This is a genomic window from Micromonospora sp. NPDC005686 (genome assembly GCF_042871665.1).
GTDB lineage: Bacteria > Actinomycetota > Actinomycetes > Mycobacteriales > Micromonosporaceae > Micromonospora.
This window is the reverse complement of the sequence record NZ_JBIAIY010000010.1, coordinates 244,567-259,101: the sequence shown is the minus strand read 5'-3', so window position 1 is coordinate 259,101 and position 14,535 is coordinate 244,567. Positions and strand designations below refer to the sequence as shown.

Annotated in this window: 16 protein-coding genes and 1 pseudogene; 5 read left to right on the top strand and 12 right to left on the bottom strand. The window is 73.1% G+C overall.

Annotated features, from left to right (window positions below; genetic code table 11):
- Positions 1 to 38: 38 nt before the first annotated feature.
- Positions 39 to 974 (top strand): DMT family transporter, encoded by a 936-nt coding sequence (locus ACFYON_RS23410; protein ID WP_387189369.1) that lies wholly within the window; start codon positions 39 to 41, stop codon positions 972 to 974.
- Here ACFYON_RS23410 and ACFYON_RS23405 read toward each other — a convergent pair.
- From ACFYON_RS23405 to ACFYON_RS23395, 3 genes are all read right to left on the bottom strand, one after another.
- Positions 937 to 1,863, bottom strand: coding sequence for a diacylglycerol kinase family protein (locus tag ACFYON_RS23405; RefSeq protein WP_387189371.1), 927 nt, complete (start codon positions 1,861 to 1,863; stop codon positions 937 to 939). The genes ACFYON_RS23410 and ACFYON_RS23405 overlap by 38 nt on opposite strands.
- Positions 1,864 to 1,970: 107 nt before the next feature.
- A complete protein-coding gene (locus tag ACFYON_RS23400) occupies positions 1,971 to 2,621 on the bottom strand; it encodes a fasciclin domain-containing protein (RefSeq protein WP_354872042.1) in 651 nt (216 codons plus the stop codon).
- 119 nt (positions 2,622 to 2,740) lie between these two features.
- Positions 2,741 to 3,439, bottom strand: coding sequence for a hypothetical protein (locus tag ACFYON_RS23395; protein ID WP_354872040.1), 699 nt, complete (start codon positions 3,437 to 3,439; stop codon positions 2,741 to 2,743).
- 183 nt (positions 3,440 to 3,622) lie between these two features.
- Between ACFYON_RS23395 and ACFYON_RS23390 the strand changes: the two genes are divergently transcribed.
- Positions 3,623 to 4,522 (top strand): ABC transporter substrate-binding protein, encoded by a 900-nt coding sequence (locus ACFYON_RS23390; protein ID WP_387189374.1) that lies wholly within the window; start codon positions 3,623 to 3,625, stop codon positions 4,520 to 4,522.
- Here the strand turns inward: ACFYON_RS23390 and ACFYON_RS23385 are convergent.
- The 8 genes and pseudogenes from ACFYON_RS23385 to ACFYON_RS23350 form a co-directional block, all read right to left on the bottom strand.
- A pseudogene (locus tag ACFYON_RS23385) lies at positions 4,494 to 5,228 on the bottom strand (ISL3 family transposase); the annotation flags it as partial. The gene ACFYON_RS23390 and the pseudogene ACFYON_RS23385 overlap by 29 nt on opposite strands.
- Positions 5,229 to 5,268: 40 nt before the next feature.
- A complete protein-coding gene (locus ACFYON_RS23380; protein WP_387189376.1) occupies positions 5,269 to 5,850 on the bottom strand; it encodes a dihydrofolate reductase family protein in 582 nt (193 codons plus the stop codon).
- Positions 5,851 to 5,913: 63 nt separating this feature from the next.
- Positions 5,914 to 6,753 carry a helix-turn-helix domain-containing protein gene (locus tag ACFYON_RS23375; protein ID WP_387321040.1) on the bottom strand — a complete coding sequence of 280 codons (840 nt, stop codon included), beginning with the start codon at positions 6,751 to 6,753 and terminating at the stop codon, positions 5,914 to 5,916.
- A 369-nt stretch (positions 6,754 to 7,122) separates the two neighbouring features.
- Positions 7,123 to 8,076 (bottom strand): twin-arginine translocase subunit TatC, encoded by a 954-nt coding sequence (gene tatC / locus ACFYON_RS23370; protein WP_354872035.1) that lies wholly within the window; start codon positions 8,074 to 8,076, stop codon positions 7,123 to 7,125.
- 20 nt (positions 8,077 to 8,096) lie between these two features.
- On the bottom strand, positions 8,097 to 8,426 hold the full coding sequence (gene tatA, locus ACFYON_RS23365) for a Sec-independent protein translocase subunit TatA (RefSeq protein ID WP_354872032.1): 330 nt from the start codon (positions 8,424 to 8,426) through the stop codon (positions 8,097 to 8,099).
- Positions 8,427 to 8,645: 219 nt separating this feature from the next.
- Positions 8,646 to 8,888: a hypothetical protein gene (locus ACFYON_RS23360; RefSeq protein ID WP_387188992.1), complete on the bottom strand. Its 243-nt coding sequence runs from the start codon at positions 8,886 to 8,888 to the stop codon at positions 8,646 to 8,648.
- A 16-nt stretch (positions 8,889 to 8,904) separates the two neighbouring features.
- The gene (locus ACFYON_RS23355; protein WP_354872026.1) at positions 8,905 to 9,912 is read right to left on the bottom strand and encodes a YafY family protein; all 1,008 of its coding nucleotides are present in this window, start codon (positions 9,910 to 9,912) and stop codon (positions 8,905 to 8,907) included.
- Entirely contained in the window at positions 9,909 to 10,907 is a 999-nt protein-coding gene (locus ACFYON_RS23350) for a WYL domain-containing protein (protein WP_354872024.1), read from the bottom strand. The genes ACFYON_RS23355 and ACFYON_RS23350 overlap by 4 nt, the downstream gene beginning before the upstream one ends.
- 103 nt (positions 10,908 to 11,010) lie before the next feature.
- On the opposite strand from ACFYON_RS23350, the gene ACFYON_RS23345 reads away from it, so the two are divergent.
- From ACFYON_RS23345 to ACFYON_RS23335, 3 genes are all read left to right on the top strand, one after another.
- Positions 11,011 to 12,000: a cation diffusion facilitator family transporter gene (locus ACFYON_RS23345; RefSeq protein ID WP_354872022.1), complete on the top strand. Its 990-nt coding sequence runs from the start codon at positions 11,011 to 11,013 to the stop codon at positions 11,998 to 12,000.
- A gap of 44 nt (positions 12,001 to 12,044) precedes the next feature.
- On the top strand, positions 12,045 to 13,130 hold the full coding sequence (locus ACFYON_RS23340) for a DUF3866 family protein (RefSeq protein WP_354872020.1): 1,086 nt from the start codon (positions 12,045 to 12,047) through the stop codon (positions 13,128 to 13,130).
- 175 nt (positions 13,131 to 13,305) lie between these two features.
- Complete coding sequence (locus ACFYON_RS23335; RefSeq protein ID WP_354872018.1) at positions 13,306 to 14,250, top strand: hypothetical protein; 945 nt, start codon at positions 13,306 to 13,308, stop codon at positions 14,248 to 14,250.
- A gap of 12 nt (positions 14,251 to 14,262) precedes the next feature.
- Here the strand turns inward: ACFYON_RS23335 and ACFYON_RS23330 are convergent, their stop codons facing one another.
- Entirely contained in the window at positions 14,263 to 14,481 is a 219-nt protein-coding gene (locus ACFYON_RS23330; RefSeq protein ID WP_354872016.1) for a hypothetical protein, read from the bottom strand.
- Positions 14,482 to 14,535 lie beyond the last annotated feature (54 nt).

Below are 14,535 nucleotides of genomic sequence, written 5' to 3'. Positions count from 1 at the left end.
GCGGAAGGGCGTCGCGGCGGACCGGCTACCGTCAGGGCATGACCGGTGCCCACCCCGTGCCGTCGCGCGCGCCGGGACGGCTCGGCGGGGTCGCGCTGGTGCTCGGCGGGGCGCTGTCGGTGCAGTTCGGCTCCGCGCTGGCCGCGCTGCTGTTCCCGCGTACCGGGGTGGCCGGGGCGGTGACGTTGCGGCTGACCATCGGCGCGCTGGTGATGCTCGTGGTCTGCCGCCCCCGGGTACGCGGGTACGGCCGCCGCGACTGGGGCGCCGTGCTGGCGTTCGGGCTGGCCCTGGCCGGCATGAACTCGATCTTCTACCAGGCGATCGGGCGGATCCCGCTCGGCCCGGCCGTCACCCTTGAGGTGCTCGGCCCGCTGGCGCTGTCAGTGCTCGCCGCGCGCCGGGTGGCCGCCTGGTGCTGGGCCGCGCTGGCGCTGGCCGGGGTGGCCCTGCTCGGGCAGGGCGGCTTCGACCGGCTCGACCCGGCCGGCGCCGCGCTCGCGCTGACGGCGGGCGCCCTGTGGGCGGCGTACATCGTCTGCTCGGCGCGGGTCGGCGCGCGGTTCGCCGGCGCCGACGGGCTGGCCCTGGCGCTGACCGTGGCCGCGCTGCTCACGTTGCCGTTCGGGCTGGCCGACGCGGGCGGCCGCCTGGCCGATCCGGTGGTGCTCGGGCTGGGCGCCGCGCTGGCGCTGCTCGCCTCGGTGCTGCCGTACAGCCTGGAACTGGCCGCGCTGCGGCGGCTGCCGACGGCGACGTTCGCGGTGATGATGAGTCTCGGTCCGGCGATCGCCGCCGTGGCCGGCTGGCTGGTGCTCGGCCAGGCGCTGCGCCCGGTCGAGGTGCTCGCCATCGCGCTCGTGGTCGCCGCGAGCGCCGGCGCGGTCCGCGCCGCCGCCCCGCCACCGGACCCGATCACCGCGGCGGACCCGGCGGTCAGCGCAGCAGCCGCAGCGCGCCCGGCGCGGCGCTGACGGTCACCGGCAGCTCGAAGGCGCGCTCCCCGTCGGCGTACGTGGTGATGCCGTCGGCGGCCAGCTCCACCGTCCGCGCCCGGTAGACGCGCGCCAGCGGGTGCGTGACATGGGTGCCCTGGTAGATCTGCGGCTTGACCCGCATCAGCGTGCGCCTGTCGAAGCGGCCGCCGACCACCACGTCCAGCAGGCCGTCGTGCGGGTCGGCGGCCGGGCAGATCCGCATGCCGCCGCCGTAGCTGGCCGTGTTGCCCACAGCGATCAGCACCGCGTCCACCTCCTGCGCCACCCCGTCCAGGACCAGCCGGTAGCGGCGTGGTCGCAGCCGGGCCAGCTCCACCACGATCGCCAGGTCGTACCGGCGAGGGCCGCGCGGCCAGCGCATCCGGTTGGCGCGTTCGTTGACGATCGCGTCGAAGCCGGCCGCGAGCACCGCGCCGAACCAGCGGTCGGCGACGCCGGGCCGGGACAGCCGCGCCAGGTCGACCGGGCGGGAACGGCCGGCGGCGAGCGCCGCGGTGATCACCTCGACCGCGGCGGCCGGGTCGGCCGGGAAGCCGGTCTCCATCGCGAAGTCGTTGCCGGTGCCCGCCGGGACCGGCCCGAACGGCACTGCCGTGCCGGCGACCGCCTGCACCGCCCGGTGGACGGTGCCGTCGCCGCCCACCGCGACCAGCGCCCCGGCGCCGCCGGCGACAGCGGCGTGGCACGCCGCCTCCGCCTCCTCGGGGGTGCCCGCGCGCAGCAGCTCGACCGGGCGGCCCGCCGCGGCGAGGCGCTCCAGGATCCCGGGCAGCAGACCGCGGTGCCGCCCTCGGCCGGCGGTCGGGTTGGCGAGCACGGCGACGGGGCCGGGCGGGACAGGGTCGTGCTCGGTCACGGCGAGCACCGTACGGCACACCGCGCGCGGCCCACCAGAGCCAGGTCACGCGGCGGGCGGGCGGCACACGCCGACGGCGCCCGGCAGGGGGTGCCGGACGCCGTCGCGGGGGTGGTTCAGGGCAGGTCGATCGGGCGCAGCACCCGGTCCACCGCGTGCGCGATCTGCTTGTTGCCCTTGTTGATGTCGTACCGCACCACCCTGGCGTTGCGGTCGCTGGTGTCGGCGTCGACAAGCCGCACCTCGCGGCCGTACCAGCAGCGCTTCACGTCCACCTCGACGGTCGCGCCGAGCGCGGTGGTCAGGTCCGCGCCGTCGGCCTTCAGCGCCGCCTTGCGGTCGATCGTCGCGCCGGGCACGACGTGGTAGAGCAGGACGTCCTCCACGGTGTCCACGCCGAGCCCGGCGACCGCGTCGAAGGCGGCCTTCTCGCCGGGCAGCTTCCTCGCGTCGGTGATGTCCCGGACCAGCTCCCGGAACGCGTAGTCGTTGGGCACGAACGCGGTCAGCGCGACAGTGCCGTCGGTGAGCACCTTCACCGGCGAGTCCGGCTTGGCCTGCAGCACCGTCAGGACCGCCTTGGTGAGGACGTCGAAGTCCCGCGAGTTGCGGTCGAAGCCGCTCTTGTCGGCGGTGAGCACGGCGGCCAGCGACCGCGTACCCGGCTGCTTGGCGCCGGCCTGGGCGGGCACGGCCGCGGCGGTGGTGGCCACCGCCGCCGCGGTGGCGCCCACGGCCAGCCGGGCGGCGAGACGAGCAATGTTCATCGGGGAGCCTTTCGTCGAAGCGACCAGGTCCGTGACTGTCGTCACGACCATTGCTTCGCCCGGACCGTCCCCGGTGGATGCACCCGGATCGACGAAACTCGGATCGACGCCCCTGTGCCTCAGCGCACCACCAGTCGCTTGCTCACCGACGGCACGCCGTCGCCCTTGACCTTCAGCGACCAGTCACCGGCGGCGCCGAGCGTCACCACCGTCTCGGCGGTGCCGTTGGCCTCCGCCTTCATCTCGGCGACCCGCTTGCCGTCGGGGTTGAGCACGTACAGCGTCCGGGCCCCGGCGGTCTTGTTCGTCACCTTGAACGCGAGCTTCTCGCCGGGCTCGGCGATCAGGCCGTCCACGCCGCTGATCGCGTCGCCGGTCAGCTCGATCGCCACCGACCGGTCGTAGGCCACCTCGGCGGCCGCGCTGGCCAGGTTGCCGTCGTCGGAGACGGTGATCTTGGTCCGTACGCCGTCGCCCTGCCGGCCGGGCTTGCAGGCCACCTCGTACGTGCCGGTCTGCAGCGAGGCGCGCAGGTCGCCGCTGCGGCCCGCCGGCACGTCCGCGACCTCGGCGATCACCTTGGTGAAGCCGTCGCCCTCCCGGCCGTAGACGTAGACGCCGGTGGCCTGCTGGCCCCGGTTGGTCACGGTGAAGGTGACGGTGCCCGGGGTGAACAACGTGGTGGTGACCTCGCAGCTGGTGTCGGTGGCGGTCACCGGCACCTGCTGGCCTTTCGGCGCGGGCTCGTCGTCACCGCAGGCGGTGAGCGCGGTGGCCGCGCAGAGGACGGTCAGGACGGCGGCGGTACGGCTCTTCATCGGGTTCTCCGGAGCGGAGGTCAGGCGGGCTGACCGGAACGGGGCGCCGACGCACCCCGGCACACCGCCCGGGGGGCTCGGCGGAGTCAGCAGAGTCTAAGCGCGTACGGCATCCCGGCAAGGCCCGAGGGCGGTCCGATGTCCGCCCGGGCCAGCTGTGGGGCGTGCGGGCATGATGGCGGCATGCGGCTGGTCTCCCTGCTCCCCTCCGCCACCGAGATCGTGTACGCGCTCGGCCTCGGCGACGACCTGGTCGGTGTCACGTTCGAGTGCGAGGTGCCCGCGTCGTACCGGTCGGGCACCACTGTGGTCGTCGGTGGCCGGGACACGCGCGGCATGAGTCCCGGCGACATCGACGCGTACGTCCGGGCGCAGGTAGCGGCCGGCGCCGACCTCTACACGCTGCACGCCGGGGCGCTGGCCGGACTGGATCCGGACCTGATCCTCACCCAGGATCTGTGCCGCGTCTGCGCGTTGCCCTCGGGCCGGGTCGCCGACGCCGTGGAGCACCTGGGGTGCCGGGCGGACGTGCTGTCGCTCGACCCGTACACACTGGACGACGTGCTGGAGTCGATCCGGGCGGTGGGCGCGGCGGCCCGGGTGCCGGAGCGCGCGGAGGCCCTCGTCGACGGCTTGCGGGCCCGGCTCGCGGCGGTCGGCGCGGCGGTGGCGGACCGGCCCCGGCCCCGGGTCGCTGTGGTCGAGTGGGTGGACCCGCCGTTCGGCGCCGGGCACTGGATCCCCGACCTGGTCGACGTCGCCGGCGGCGAGCCGGTGGCCACCCATCGCGGCGCCCGGTCCGCGCCGACCACCTGGGAGGCGCTACGGGCCGCCCGCCCCGAGGTGGTGCTGGTCGCGCCGTGCGGGTTCCGTCTCGACGGCGCCGCCGAGCAGGCCGCCGCGGTGGCCGCTCACTTCCCGGACGCGCAGGTGTGGGCGCTGGACGCGGACGGCCTGATCGTGCGCGCCGGCCCGCGCCTGGTCGACGGCGCCGAGGCGATAGCCGCGATCCTGCACCCCGACGCGGTCCCCCGCCGGCCCCCAAAGCGGCTCTTCACGATCGAGGGTGTAGTCGCGGCCTGAAGCCTCCGGTCTCCAGCAGCGATCTGGCGATGTAGTTCGTGAGGCTGCGGAACCCGAGTGCGGAACCGCGCAGGTGCTCGAGCCGGCCGTTGATCGCCTCGGTGGGGCCGTTGCTGGTTCCGGGCCGGTCGAAGTAGGCCAGCACGTCGGCTGCGCGCTTCTTCAACGTGCGGCCGAGCGTGGTGACCTCGACCAGTGCGTTCGGGACACCGGTGCTGATCGTGTCGATCAGCTTGACCATCAGCTCGCGGCCACGGCGCCGGTCCTCGTGTCGGTAGGCGGCGATCATTCGCTGGTAGATGCCCCAGGTCGCCTCGACTTCGACATGCGCGTCGTCGGCGAACAGCGCGGTGAGCCGAGCGGCCTGCTCGTCGGTGAGCAGCCCGGCACCTGTGTGCAGGGTCCTGCGCGCGGAGTAGAGCGGGTCGTTCTTCATGCCGCGGTGGCCGTGGATCGCCAACTGGACCCGGCGGCGGCACCGGTCCAGCGCATCGCCGGCCAGGCGCACGACGTGGAAGGGGTCCATGACCACGGTCACGTCGGGGAGCTCTTCGGCGGTGGCGGTCTTGAAGCCGGTGAAGCCGTCCATCGCGACCACGTCCACGGCGTCGCGCCAGGCCTCGTCGCGGTCGGCGAGCCAGGACTTGAACGTCTGGTTGGAGCGGCCCTCGACCATGTCGAGCAGCCGGGCGGGACCGGTGCCATCACCGCCGCAGCGGACTTCTTCGCGTACCCACTCAGATCGGTCATCGGCGCACCCGATAGCGCAGGTGAAGCACCCGGTTGCCCTGAACAACTACGTCTGGGCCTTCCAGCAGGTGCTGCGCGTCGACGGACCCGAAGTAGCGCTTGCCGGAGCCGAGCACGACGGGTGCGACGTCCATGCGTACCTCGTCGACCAAACCTGCGGCGAGCATCTGGCCGCCGACGTCGCCGGCGGCCACCTCGACAGTGCGGTCACCCGCAAGCTCTCGCGCCTTGGCCACGGCTGCCTCGATGCCGTCGACAAAGTGGAAGGGCGCCTGAGGGTCCCAGCCCTCGGGCGCACCACGGCGACTCACGACGACCACATGGTCGATCCCACTCGGAGGCGTCCCATCCCAGCCGTCTGTGATGTCAAAGACGTGACGGCCGGCGATCGTCACACCGATCTCGTCCCAGTACGGCCGGATGTGGTCGTAGGACGCCTGCGACACCTTCAGAACGCCACCGTCGTCCAACGGCACGTCACCGCTGACCAGCCACTCGAATATCGGACCGGGATCGTCGTTCTCAGCTGCGATGAAACCATCCACCGAAACCGACGCGTTCATGACCACTTTGCCCATGGATTCCTCCTCTGTTGGGAGTCCCCAGTCTTGTGCGGCGTGAGCTGTCGCTCTTGTACGAAATCAATCGGCTGGCAGCGGCCAGCCGCCCAGTGCGTGGCCAGGATGGTCGCGCAGGAATCGCCGCCGGACTTCGACGTACCTGGTCGGCGTGAGACCGGTGAACTCCCGGAACTCGCGCACGAAGTGGGCCTGGTCGAAGTAGCCCGCGTCGGCGGCAACGTCTCCCCAGTCGATCGGTGCAGCGACGTCGATCGCCAACACGGTGGAGGTGAAGCGGTAGCTGCGAGCCAGCCGTTTCGGCGTGACACCGACGACGGTCTTGAACCGCTTCGCCAAGTACGTGCTGCTGGCGCGGGCCGCCACACCGATGTCGCTGATTGGCACTGTCCCGCCTGTCGCCGCGATGGCGCTGCTCACTTGGCGGACCACGTCAAGACCGTCGATCGCCCGCAGCCGTCGCACCAGTTCCTCTTCGAGCAACATCAGCATCTTGTGCGGTGCGTCTGCCAAGGTCAGTCGGCGTCGCAACTCAGCGATAGCGGGCTGGCCCCAGATCTGCTCGACCGTCGCCGGTCGGTCGCACAGCTCGGCCGCGGGCATCGGAAGGAACGGTGCCAGCCCCCACGGCTTGAAGTGGACGCCGACGGACCGGGTCGGGGTTGGGTAGCTGAACTCCCACGCGCGGGTGGGCGTGGTGACCGCGCAGCCGTCGGCGTACTCCACGGCTTCTACGTCGGTGCCTGCGCGGATGAGAAACGGCGCCCCGAGGTTGACGATGAGCAATGGCGCAGGCGCCGCCGGCAGCATCAACCGGGAGTACGGCGGGGCGCCCTCCAAGTAGTAGAGGTCGTCGATCAGCCCGTCCAGCGGCGGACCGGGCACCCTGGACACATACTCCACGCCGACATCATCGCCGACGGCCCCCCATCCGGCATCACGCGCCGCCGCCAGCATCGAGCCGGCGCCGATCACTGACGGGCCCCCGGCGCATTTCGGTCCCCAACTACACCCCAAGTTGTGAAGAGCCCCCAGAGCAGCCCGCCGCCTAACCTGACCCACCGTCCCCGCCCCAACCCCGCCCCACGGCGATCTTGCGGTTTCGGCCCGGGCAAAGTGCCGATATCCGGCATTCGAGGGGCACAAAGTCCAAGATCGCCGCAGGGTGGGCCGAGGGCACCAACTCCGAGGTCGACGCGGGACGGGCGGCTGCGGAGACGCGGACGCCGTCCCCGTGCGGCGGGGACGGCGTCCGGAGATGAGCGGGTCGGATCAGGTCATGTCGTCGTAGCGGCGCTCGATCGGCTTCGGCGCGACGATCGGCTCCGGTGCTCCGATCGGCTCGGACACCTCGATCCGGGCACCGGTCGGCACCGGCTCGTTCGACAGGTCCAGCGGTGACACCTCGTCGTCCGCGATGCCGGCGTAGACCTCACGCCCGCGACCGCGCCGCCTGTCGTTGAGGAACGCCACCCCCACCGCGGCGAAGTAGAGCGCGCAGAGGCAGATCGCCAGCGCCGTCATGCCGAACGGGTCGGGTGTCGGCGTGACCACCGCGGAGAACGCGAAGAACACGAAGACCGCGATCCGCCACCAGCTGAGCAGCCGTTTGGCGCTGGCCAGGCCGGCGAAGTTGAGCATCAGCACGATCAGCGGGAACTCGAACGCCACCCCGAACAGCAGGATCAGGTTCGTGACGAACGAGATGTAGCGGGTCACCTCGAGGTTGGTCGCGATGTCGTCGCCGGAGACGTTGAGCAGGAACTCCAGACCCTTGGTGGTGACGAAGAACGCCAGCACCGCGCCGGCTGCGAAGAGCGGGGCCGCGAGCGCGGTGAAGACGTACGCGTAGCGCCGCTCGTGCCGGTGCAGGCCGGGCGCAATGAACGCCCAGAGCTGGTAGAGCCAGACCGGCGCCGCGATGATCAGACCGACCCAGAGACCGATCTTCAGATTCAGCAGAAAGACGTCGGCGACGCCGAGCTGCACGAACAGGCACTTGCCGGTTTCCGGATCGGTCGACTGCGGCAGGTCGCAGTAGGGCTTCGACAGCAGCACCCGGACCGGCGTGGCCAGCCAGATGCCGAAGCCGAAGCCGACCAGGATCGCCAGCGACGCCCGGAACAGCCGGTTACGCAGCTCACGGATGTGCTCCATGAGCGTCATCGAGCCGTCGGCGGCCCGCGCGAAGTCGCTCGGTCCGCGCTTCTTCAACCCGAAGGCCACGGTGGTTGAGGCCTCTCGGATCAGTTCTCGCGGACGCGCTGCACCGGGTCGGCCGGCGGGGCGACGGGCTGCTGCTGCGGGGCGTACGGCTGCTGCTGGGCGTACGGCTGCTGCACGTACGGCTGCCCCTGGACCGGCTGCTGGGGCTGGAGCGGCTGGTAGCCGGCCTGCGCGTCGGCCTTCTCGGCGAGATCGCGGTCGTCGTCGTCGTGCAGGCTCTTGGTCTCAGCCTTGATGATCCGCAGCGAACGACCCAGCGAGCGGGCCGCGTCGGGGAGCCGCTTCGCGCCGAACAGCAGGATCAGCACGACCACGAGTACGGCGATGTGCCACGGCTTGAGGGCACCCATGGGAAGCTCCAGTCGCTCTGTGTAGTAGTGAGGGGTAGGTCGTCGCCCATCGTACGTGCGTAGCAGCGCCTTGCCACCCCCGCGGGCCTGCTCGTGCGGGCCCGGTCGGTGAAGTTTCGGCCAACCTGGACTGTCCCGTCAACCATCCGGCACCGCGCATTTCTGCGCGGAACCGCCCAGGAATGCGCAAACGGCGCTCAACCGGCCGACGGGCGTCGATCAGTCGCCGCGTCTGGCCTTGATCAGCTCGATCCGCTCCTGCGCGACGGCCGCCCGCTCCTGGAGCGACTCGGCCCGCGCCTGCACCTGCTCGGCGGCGGCACGCAGCGACTCCGCCTCGGCCGCCCGGCGTTGCAACGCCAGCGCGGAACGGCGCAGCCCGGGCAGCCGGCTCACCACCGGACGGATCGCCAGGGCCAGTACGACCAGCGCGAACACCACGACACCGAGCACGATCCACATCACCACGGCGGTCAGCCTATCGGGTGCCGCCGACCGCCGCCGGGTCGGCGCTGCCGGCCGGGGTGGCGTACGCGTCGAGCGCGGCCACGGCCTGGGCGCGTACCTGGTCGGCCAGCTCGGCCGGGGCCACCACAGTGACCTCCGGGCCCAGCCCGAGCACGAATCGCCGGGCCCACCCGAGGTCGGTGACGCGCAGAGACACCAGCCACTGCTCGCCGTCGGCCTCGACCCGCTCGCACGGATAATATTCGGTGATCCACCGCTCGCCCCGGCCGATCCGCAGCGTGATCAGCGGCAGGTCGGCCGACGGGCGGAACACGCCGTCGCTGAGGTCGTGCGGGCGGGCCTGCGGCGGCACCACCGCCTGCTCCGGCAGCTCGGTCACCGCGTCGATCCGGTCGGCCCGGAACAGCCGCACCGCCTCGGCGCGGCGGCACCACGCCTCCACGTACGCCCGGCCGCCGACCATCAGCATCCGCAGCGGGTCGATGGTGCGTTCGGTGGTCTCGTCCCGGGCCGCCGTGTAGTAGGTGATCCGCAGCGCCCGGCCGCGCTCGACGGCGGCGCGCAGCTCGCGTACCCGGGCGGTGTCGCCGGGCAGGCGGACCTCGACCGGCGCACCGGCCAGGTCACCGGCGGCGCTCTCGATCTTGGCGAGTGCCCGCTCGACCGCCTCCCGGTTGGCCACGCCGGGCGTCTCGGCCAGCATCCGCAACGCCACCACCAGCGCCAGGGCCTCGTCCGGGGTGAGCCGCAGCGGGCGGTCGATCCCGGCGTCGTAGGTGATGGTGACCCGGTCGCCGTCGAACGCCATGTCGATCAGGTCACCGGGGCCGTAGCCGGGCAGCCCGCACACCCACAGCAGCTCCAGATCCTCCCGGAGCTGCTTCTCGGTCACCCCGAGGTCGTGCGCCGCCTCGGCGATCTCGATCCCGGGGCGGGCCAGCAGGTAGGGCACCAGGTTGAGCAGCCGGGCCAGCCGGTCGGCGGAGGCGCGGCCCGGGCGGCCCGCCGGGCGGGTCACCGGGCACCCCCGGCGACCGCCAGCTCGTCGTGCCGGGCGGCCACCTCCTTGAGCCGCTGGATGACCGCCTCCCGCACCTCCGGTGGCTCCAGCACGCGCACGTCCGGGCCGTACCCGACGATCTGGCCGGCCAGGTAGTCGGCGTCGGCGTACGGCAGCACCAGCCGGTCGCCGTCCGGACCGGCCTGGCACTCCACCGCCCAGCGGCGCAACCCGGCCACGCGGCCCGGCGTGGCCAGCACCGTGGCCCGGCCGGTGTGCTCCACCGGCCCGGACCAGCGCGCCACGTGGCTGATCAGGTCGACCCCGGCGGGCGGCGCGTAGGCCCCCGGCTCGCCCGTCGCCCGGACCGCGCCGACCACCCGGGACAGCCGGAAGCAGCGGGTCGCCGCGCGGTCCAGGTCGTGGCCGACGACGTACCACCGGCCGCGCCAGCAGACCACGCCCCACGGCTGCACCCGGCGACGGGTGGGCGCGTCCCGGTCCGGCACGCGGTAGTCGAAGCTGACCTCGCGCCGGTCCCGTGCGGCGGCGGTGAGCGGCGCGAACGCCGGGTCGACGGTGACCATCGGCTCCAGGCCCAGCGTGGCCTGCGGATCCACGTCGATGCCGGCGGCGCGCAGCTTCGCCAGCCCGGACGACGCGGCGGCGGCCAGCCCGGCGTGCTGCCACAGGCGGGCGGCGATGCCCACCGCGGCGGCCTCGTCCGGTTCGAGCGGGATGTCGGGCAACGCGTAGGCGCGCGGCGCGATCCGGTAGCCGGGCTCGGCGTCGAAGACGCTCGCCGTGCCGGTCTCCAGCGGCACGCCCAGCTCACGCAGCTCGGCCTTGTCGCGCTCGAACTTGCGCTGGAACGCCTCGTGGTCCTTGGCGTCGTCCGGGTCGTGCTCGTAGCCGGGCACGGTCGCGGCGATCTGCGCGGCGGTCAGGAAGCGTCGCGTCGACAGCAGGCAGATCACCAGGTTGACCAGGCGTTCGGTACGGGTCCGGGACACGTGCAAACGCTAGCAGCCCGCGTGTCCGGCGCGGGCACCCGCGCGGCGCGGCGCGGGGGTCTTCCACCCGGCGGCGGACATCGACCGGTCATAGGGTGAGCGCATGGCGGAGCCGGAGGTCAAGACCGAGAGCGTCGGCACTGTCGTGGTGGCGGGCGCGGCGAACCTCGCCATCGCGGTCGCGAAGCTGGTCGCGGGCCTGATCTCCGGCTCCGCGGCGATGCTCTCCGAGGCCGTCCACTCGCTGGCCGACACCACCACCGAGGTGCTGCTCTACCTGGCGCTGCGCCGCGGCGCGCGGCCGGCCGACACCCGGCACCCCTTCGGGTACGGCAAGGAGAGCTACGTGTGGGCGTTCCTCGCCGCGCTGTTCACCTTCGTGGCCGGGGCGGGCTTCGCCGTCACGCACGGCGTCACCACCATCCTGGTGCACGAGCACAGCGGCGAGTACGTGGTCTCGTACGTGGTGCTGGCGGTCTCCTTCGCCATCGAGTCGGTGTCGCTTGCCCGGGCGGTCCGGCAGGTGCGCGGCGAGTCCCGTCGCTGGGGCACCACCTCGCGCCGCTACCTGCGCCTGACCGCCGACACCACGGTGAAGGCGGTCTTCCTGGAGGACAGCGCCGCGCTGATCGGCCTGCTGATCGCCGCCGGCGGGCTCACCCTGTCGCACCTGACCGGCGACGAGCTGTACGACGGCGTCGCCTCCATCCTCATCGGCGTGCTGCTGCTGGTGGTCGCCGCGATCCTGGCCCGCAGCAACATCTCGCTGCTGGTCGGGCGCTCGGTGTCCGACCGGCTGCACCGGCGCATCGAACGGGAGCTGGCGGACGTGCCGACGGTGGACCGGGTCGACACGCTGATGACCATGTTCCTCGGCCCCGACGACATCCTCGTCGCCGCCAAGGTCGACTTCCGCGACGACGCCACCGGCGCCGACATCGAGGCCGCCGCCGACGAGGCCGAACGCCGGCTCACCGGGCACTTCCCGGAGATCGCGTACGTCTTTCTCGACCCCACCCGGTCCCGCTCGGCCGACCGGCCCGCCCGCACCACCCAGGACGAGGCGGGGCGCCCTGTCGACCAGGACACCTGACCCGCCCGGGTAACCGCCCGGCGCCGGCCGATACCGTGCACCGCATGGTGCGATGGCGGTCCGGCACGGTCACTGCGGTACGGCGGCGGTGGACCGGCGCCGTCGAACTCGACGTCGAGCTGCCCGACGGTGGACGGATGCGCGCCCTGGCCTACCCGGCCCTGGTCGGCGAGCCGGAGCCCGGCGACCGGGTGCTGCTGAACGCCGGGGCGCTGCTGATGGGCCTCGGCACCGGCGGCTACGCGCTGGTCGTGGCGCTGCCCGACCGGCTGCCCCCGGACCCGCCGCGGGCCGGCGACAGCCGCGACGCCGGGCACCTGGTCAAGGCCCGCTACACGCCGCTGCAACCGATCCTGCTCGGCGTGGACGAGGAGGCCTCACCGCACCACGACACCCTGGCCGCCGCCGACACCGTCGACGGCATGCCGGTGGTCACCGCCGACCTGCACTCCGCGCTGCCGGCGATCCTCGCCGGGGTACACGCCGACGCCCCGGACGCGCGGGTGGCGTACGTGCTGACCGACGGCGGCGCGCTGCCGGCCTGGTTCTCCCGGACCCTGGCCGGCCTGGCCGGGCACCTCACCGGCACGGTGAGCGTGGGTCAGGCGTTCGGCGGCGACCTGGAGGCCAGCACCCTGCACAGCGGCCTGCTCGCCGCGCGGCACGTGCTCGGCGCGGACCTGACGATCGTCGCCCAGGGCCCCGGCAACCTCGGTACCGGCACCCGCTGGGGCTTCTCCGGGGTGGCCGTCGGCGAAGCGGTGAACGCGGTCGCCACGCTGGGCGGGCGCCCGGTCGGATCGCTGCGCATCTCCGACGCCGACGCCCGGCCCCGACACCGGGGCGTCTCCCATCACAGCCTCACCGCGTACGGCCGGGTCGCGCTGGCCCGCGCGGAGCTGGTGGTGCCGGACGGACTCCATCCCACCCTGGCGGCGGAGGTCGCCACGGCGCTGGCGCCGCTGGCCGACCGGCACACGATCGTCACCGTGCCCGCCGACGGCCTCGACGCGGCCCTGCGGGCCGGCCCGGTCGGCCTGTCGACGATGGGCCGGGGCCTGGACGCCGACCACGCCTACTTCCTGGCCGCGGCCGCGGCCGGCCGCCACGCGGCCCGCCTGCTCGGCTGAACATGCGGAACGCCGCGGGGATCAGCGCCGGGACAGGTCAGCACGATTGAAGAACCGGGGCCCCACGCGGCCTCCCATACTGTCCGGGAAATCGACTCCGGTCACCCCGTCACCGCCGTCGCACCAGGCAGCCGCGCGGAAAACGCGGCTGGCCGCCGTTTAGGAGGCGACTCCCATGGCACTGCGACAGTTCCCGAACGCGACCCCCGACGCCGGAATCTCCACTGACCGCCCGCCGCATCCCCTCCGATTCGCCCTGATCAGCGCGGCAGCCGGCGTGCTGCTGGCCGTCCTGTGGTCCTTCGAGTTCGTCGACAAGGTCATCGGCGACAACGTCGCCAACACCGTGCTCGGCCACGACGCCAAGGGGACCGCCATCACCGGCGCCGTCGGCGGGATGCTCTTCGCCTTCGTCTCCGGCTTCGCCGGCACCTTCACCGCCTGCAACATCGCGGTGGCGGCCTCGGTCGGGCCGATGAGCCAGGCCTCCGGCGCCGACCCCGCCGGCGGCACCCGGCCCGCGCTGCGCGCCCTGCTGCGTCCGGTCGGCTGGCTCGCCCTCGGCATGGTCGTCGTCTCGGCCAGCTACGGCATCATCGGCGTCCTGCTCGGCGAGCGCCTGCCCCAGCTGTCCACCGAGGTCGTCGGCGGCGTCCCGGTACGCCTCATCCAGTCGTCGGTCGTCTTCGGCGTCATCGGACTCGCCCTCACCTATCTCGGGCTCGCCGCGCTCAGGCTCGTGCCGGACATCTTCGCGCACCGGCCCGTCGCCCGGGTGATCACCATCGGCGCGATCGTCGGCGGGTTCCTCGTCGGCCGCCCCTACCCGATGTTCAACAAGCTGTTCCACTGGGCCGTCGACACCGGCAACCCGCTCTACGGGGCGCTGGCGTTCACGCTGCAGTCCCTCGGGAACATCCTGCTCGTCACGGCCGTGTTCGCCCTCGCCGTGGCGATCAGCCGGGGACGCTTCCTCGCCTGGATGGCCGACCCCCGCCGCGCCGCCACCGTCACCGGAGCGCTGCTCGTCGCGCTCGGCGTCTTCACCGTCATCTACTGGGACATCCGGGTCCCGGCCATGTTCGGCTTCGGCTGGTTCCCCCGGATGCCATACAACTGAGCCGCCCCGACCTCAGCCGAGCAGCAGGATCAACGCCAGCCAGCCGCCGACGATCAGCACCAGCGCCGCCGCCAGCACCCAGGTCGGCACGGTGTAGTCGCCGCGCCTGTTGCGGTCGACCTCGGCGCGGATCTTCTCCCGGCGGCGGTCGATCCAGTTGAGCTTCTCGGCGCCGTCACGGCCCGAGGACGTCTCGCGGCCGGACCCGCCGGCGGATTCGGAAGTGTTCATCGCGACGCCAGCGTACCGGTGAACGGGCGGCCGGTGCCGGGCACCGGCCGCCCG

Coding starts and splice junctions, on each gene's coding strand:
- ACFYON_RS23345 (WP_354872022.1), top strand. CDS start 11,011: ATGGCGGAGCCGGAGGTCAAGACCGAGAGCGTCGGCACTGTCGTGGTG.
- ACFYON_RS23340 (WP_354872020.1), top strand. CDS start 12,045: ATGGTGCGATGGCGGTCCGGCACGGTCACTGCGGTACGGCGGCGGTGG.
- ACFYON_RS23330 (WP_354872016.1), bottom strand. CDS start 14,481: ATGAACACTTCCGAATCCGCCGGCGGGTCCGGCCGCGAGACGTCCTCG.
- ACFYON_RS23335 (WP_354872018.1), top strand. CDS start 13,306: ATGGCACTGCGACAGTTCCCGAACGCGACCCCCGACGCCGGAATCTCC.
- ACFYON_RS23395 (WP_354872040.1), bottom strand. CDS start 3,439: ATGAAGAGCCGTACCGCCGCCGTCCTGACCGTCCTCTGCGCGGCCACC.
- ACFYON_RS23400 (WP_354872042.1), bottom strand. CDS start 2,621: ATGAACATTGCTCGTCTCGCCGCCCGGCTGGCCGTGGGCGCCACCGCG.
- ACFYON_RS23360 (WP_387188992.1), bottom strand. CDS start 8,888: ATGTGGATCGTGCTCGGTGTCGTGGTGTTCGCGCTGGTCGTACTGGCC.
- ACFYON_RS23410 (WP_387189369.1), top strand. CDS start 39: ATGACCGGTGCCCACCCCGTGCCGTCGCGCGCGCCGGGACGGCTCGGC.
- ACFYON_RS23390 (WP_387189374.1), top strand. CDS start 3,623: ATGCGGCTGGTCTCCCTGCTCCCCTCCGCCACCGAGATCGTGTACGCG.
- ACFYON_RS23380 (WP_387189376.1), bottom strand. CDS start 5,850: ATGGGCAAAGTGGTCATGAACGCGTCGGTTTCGGTGGATGGTTTCATC.
- tatA (WP_354872032.1), bottom strand. CDS start 8,426: ATGGGTGCCCTCAAGCCGTGGCACATCGCCGTACTCGTGGTCGTGCTG.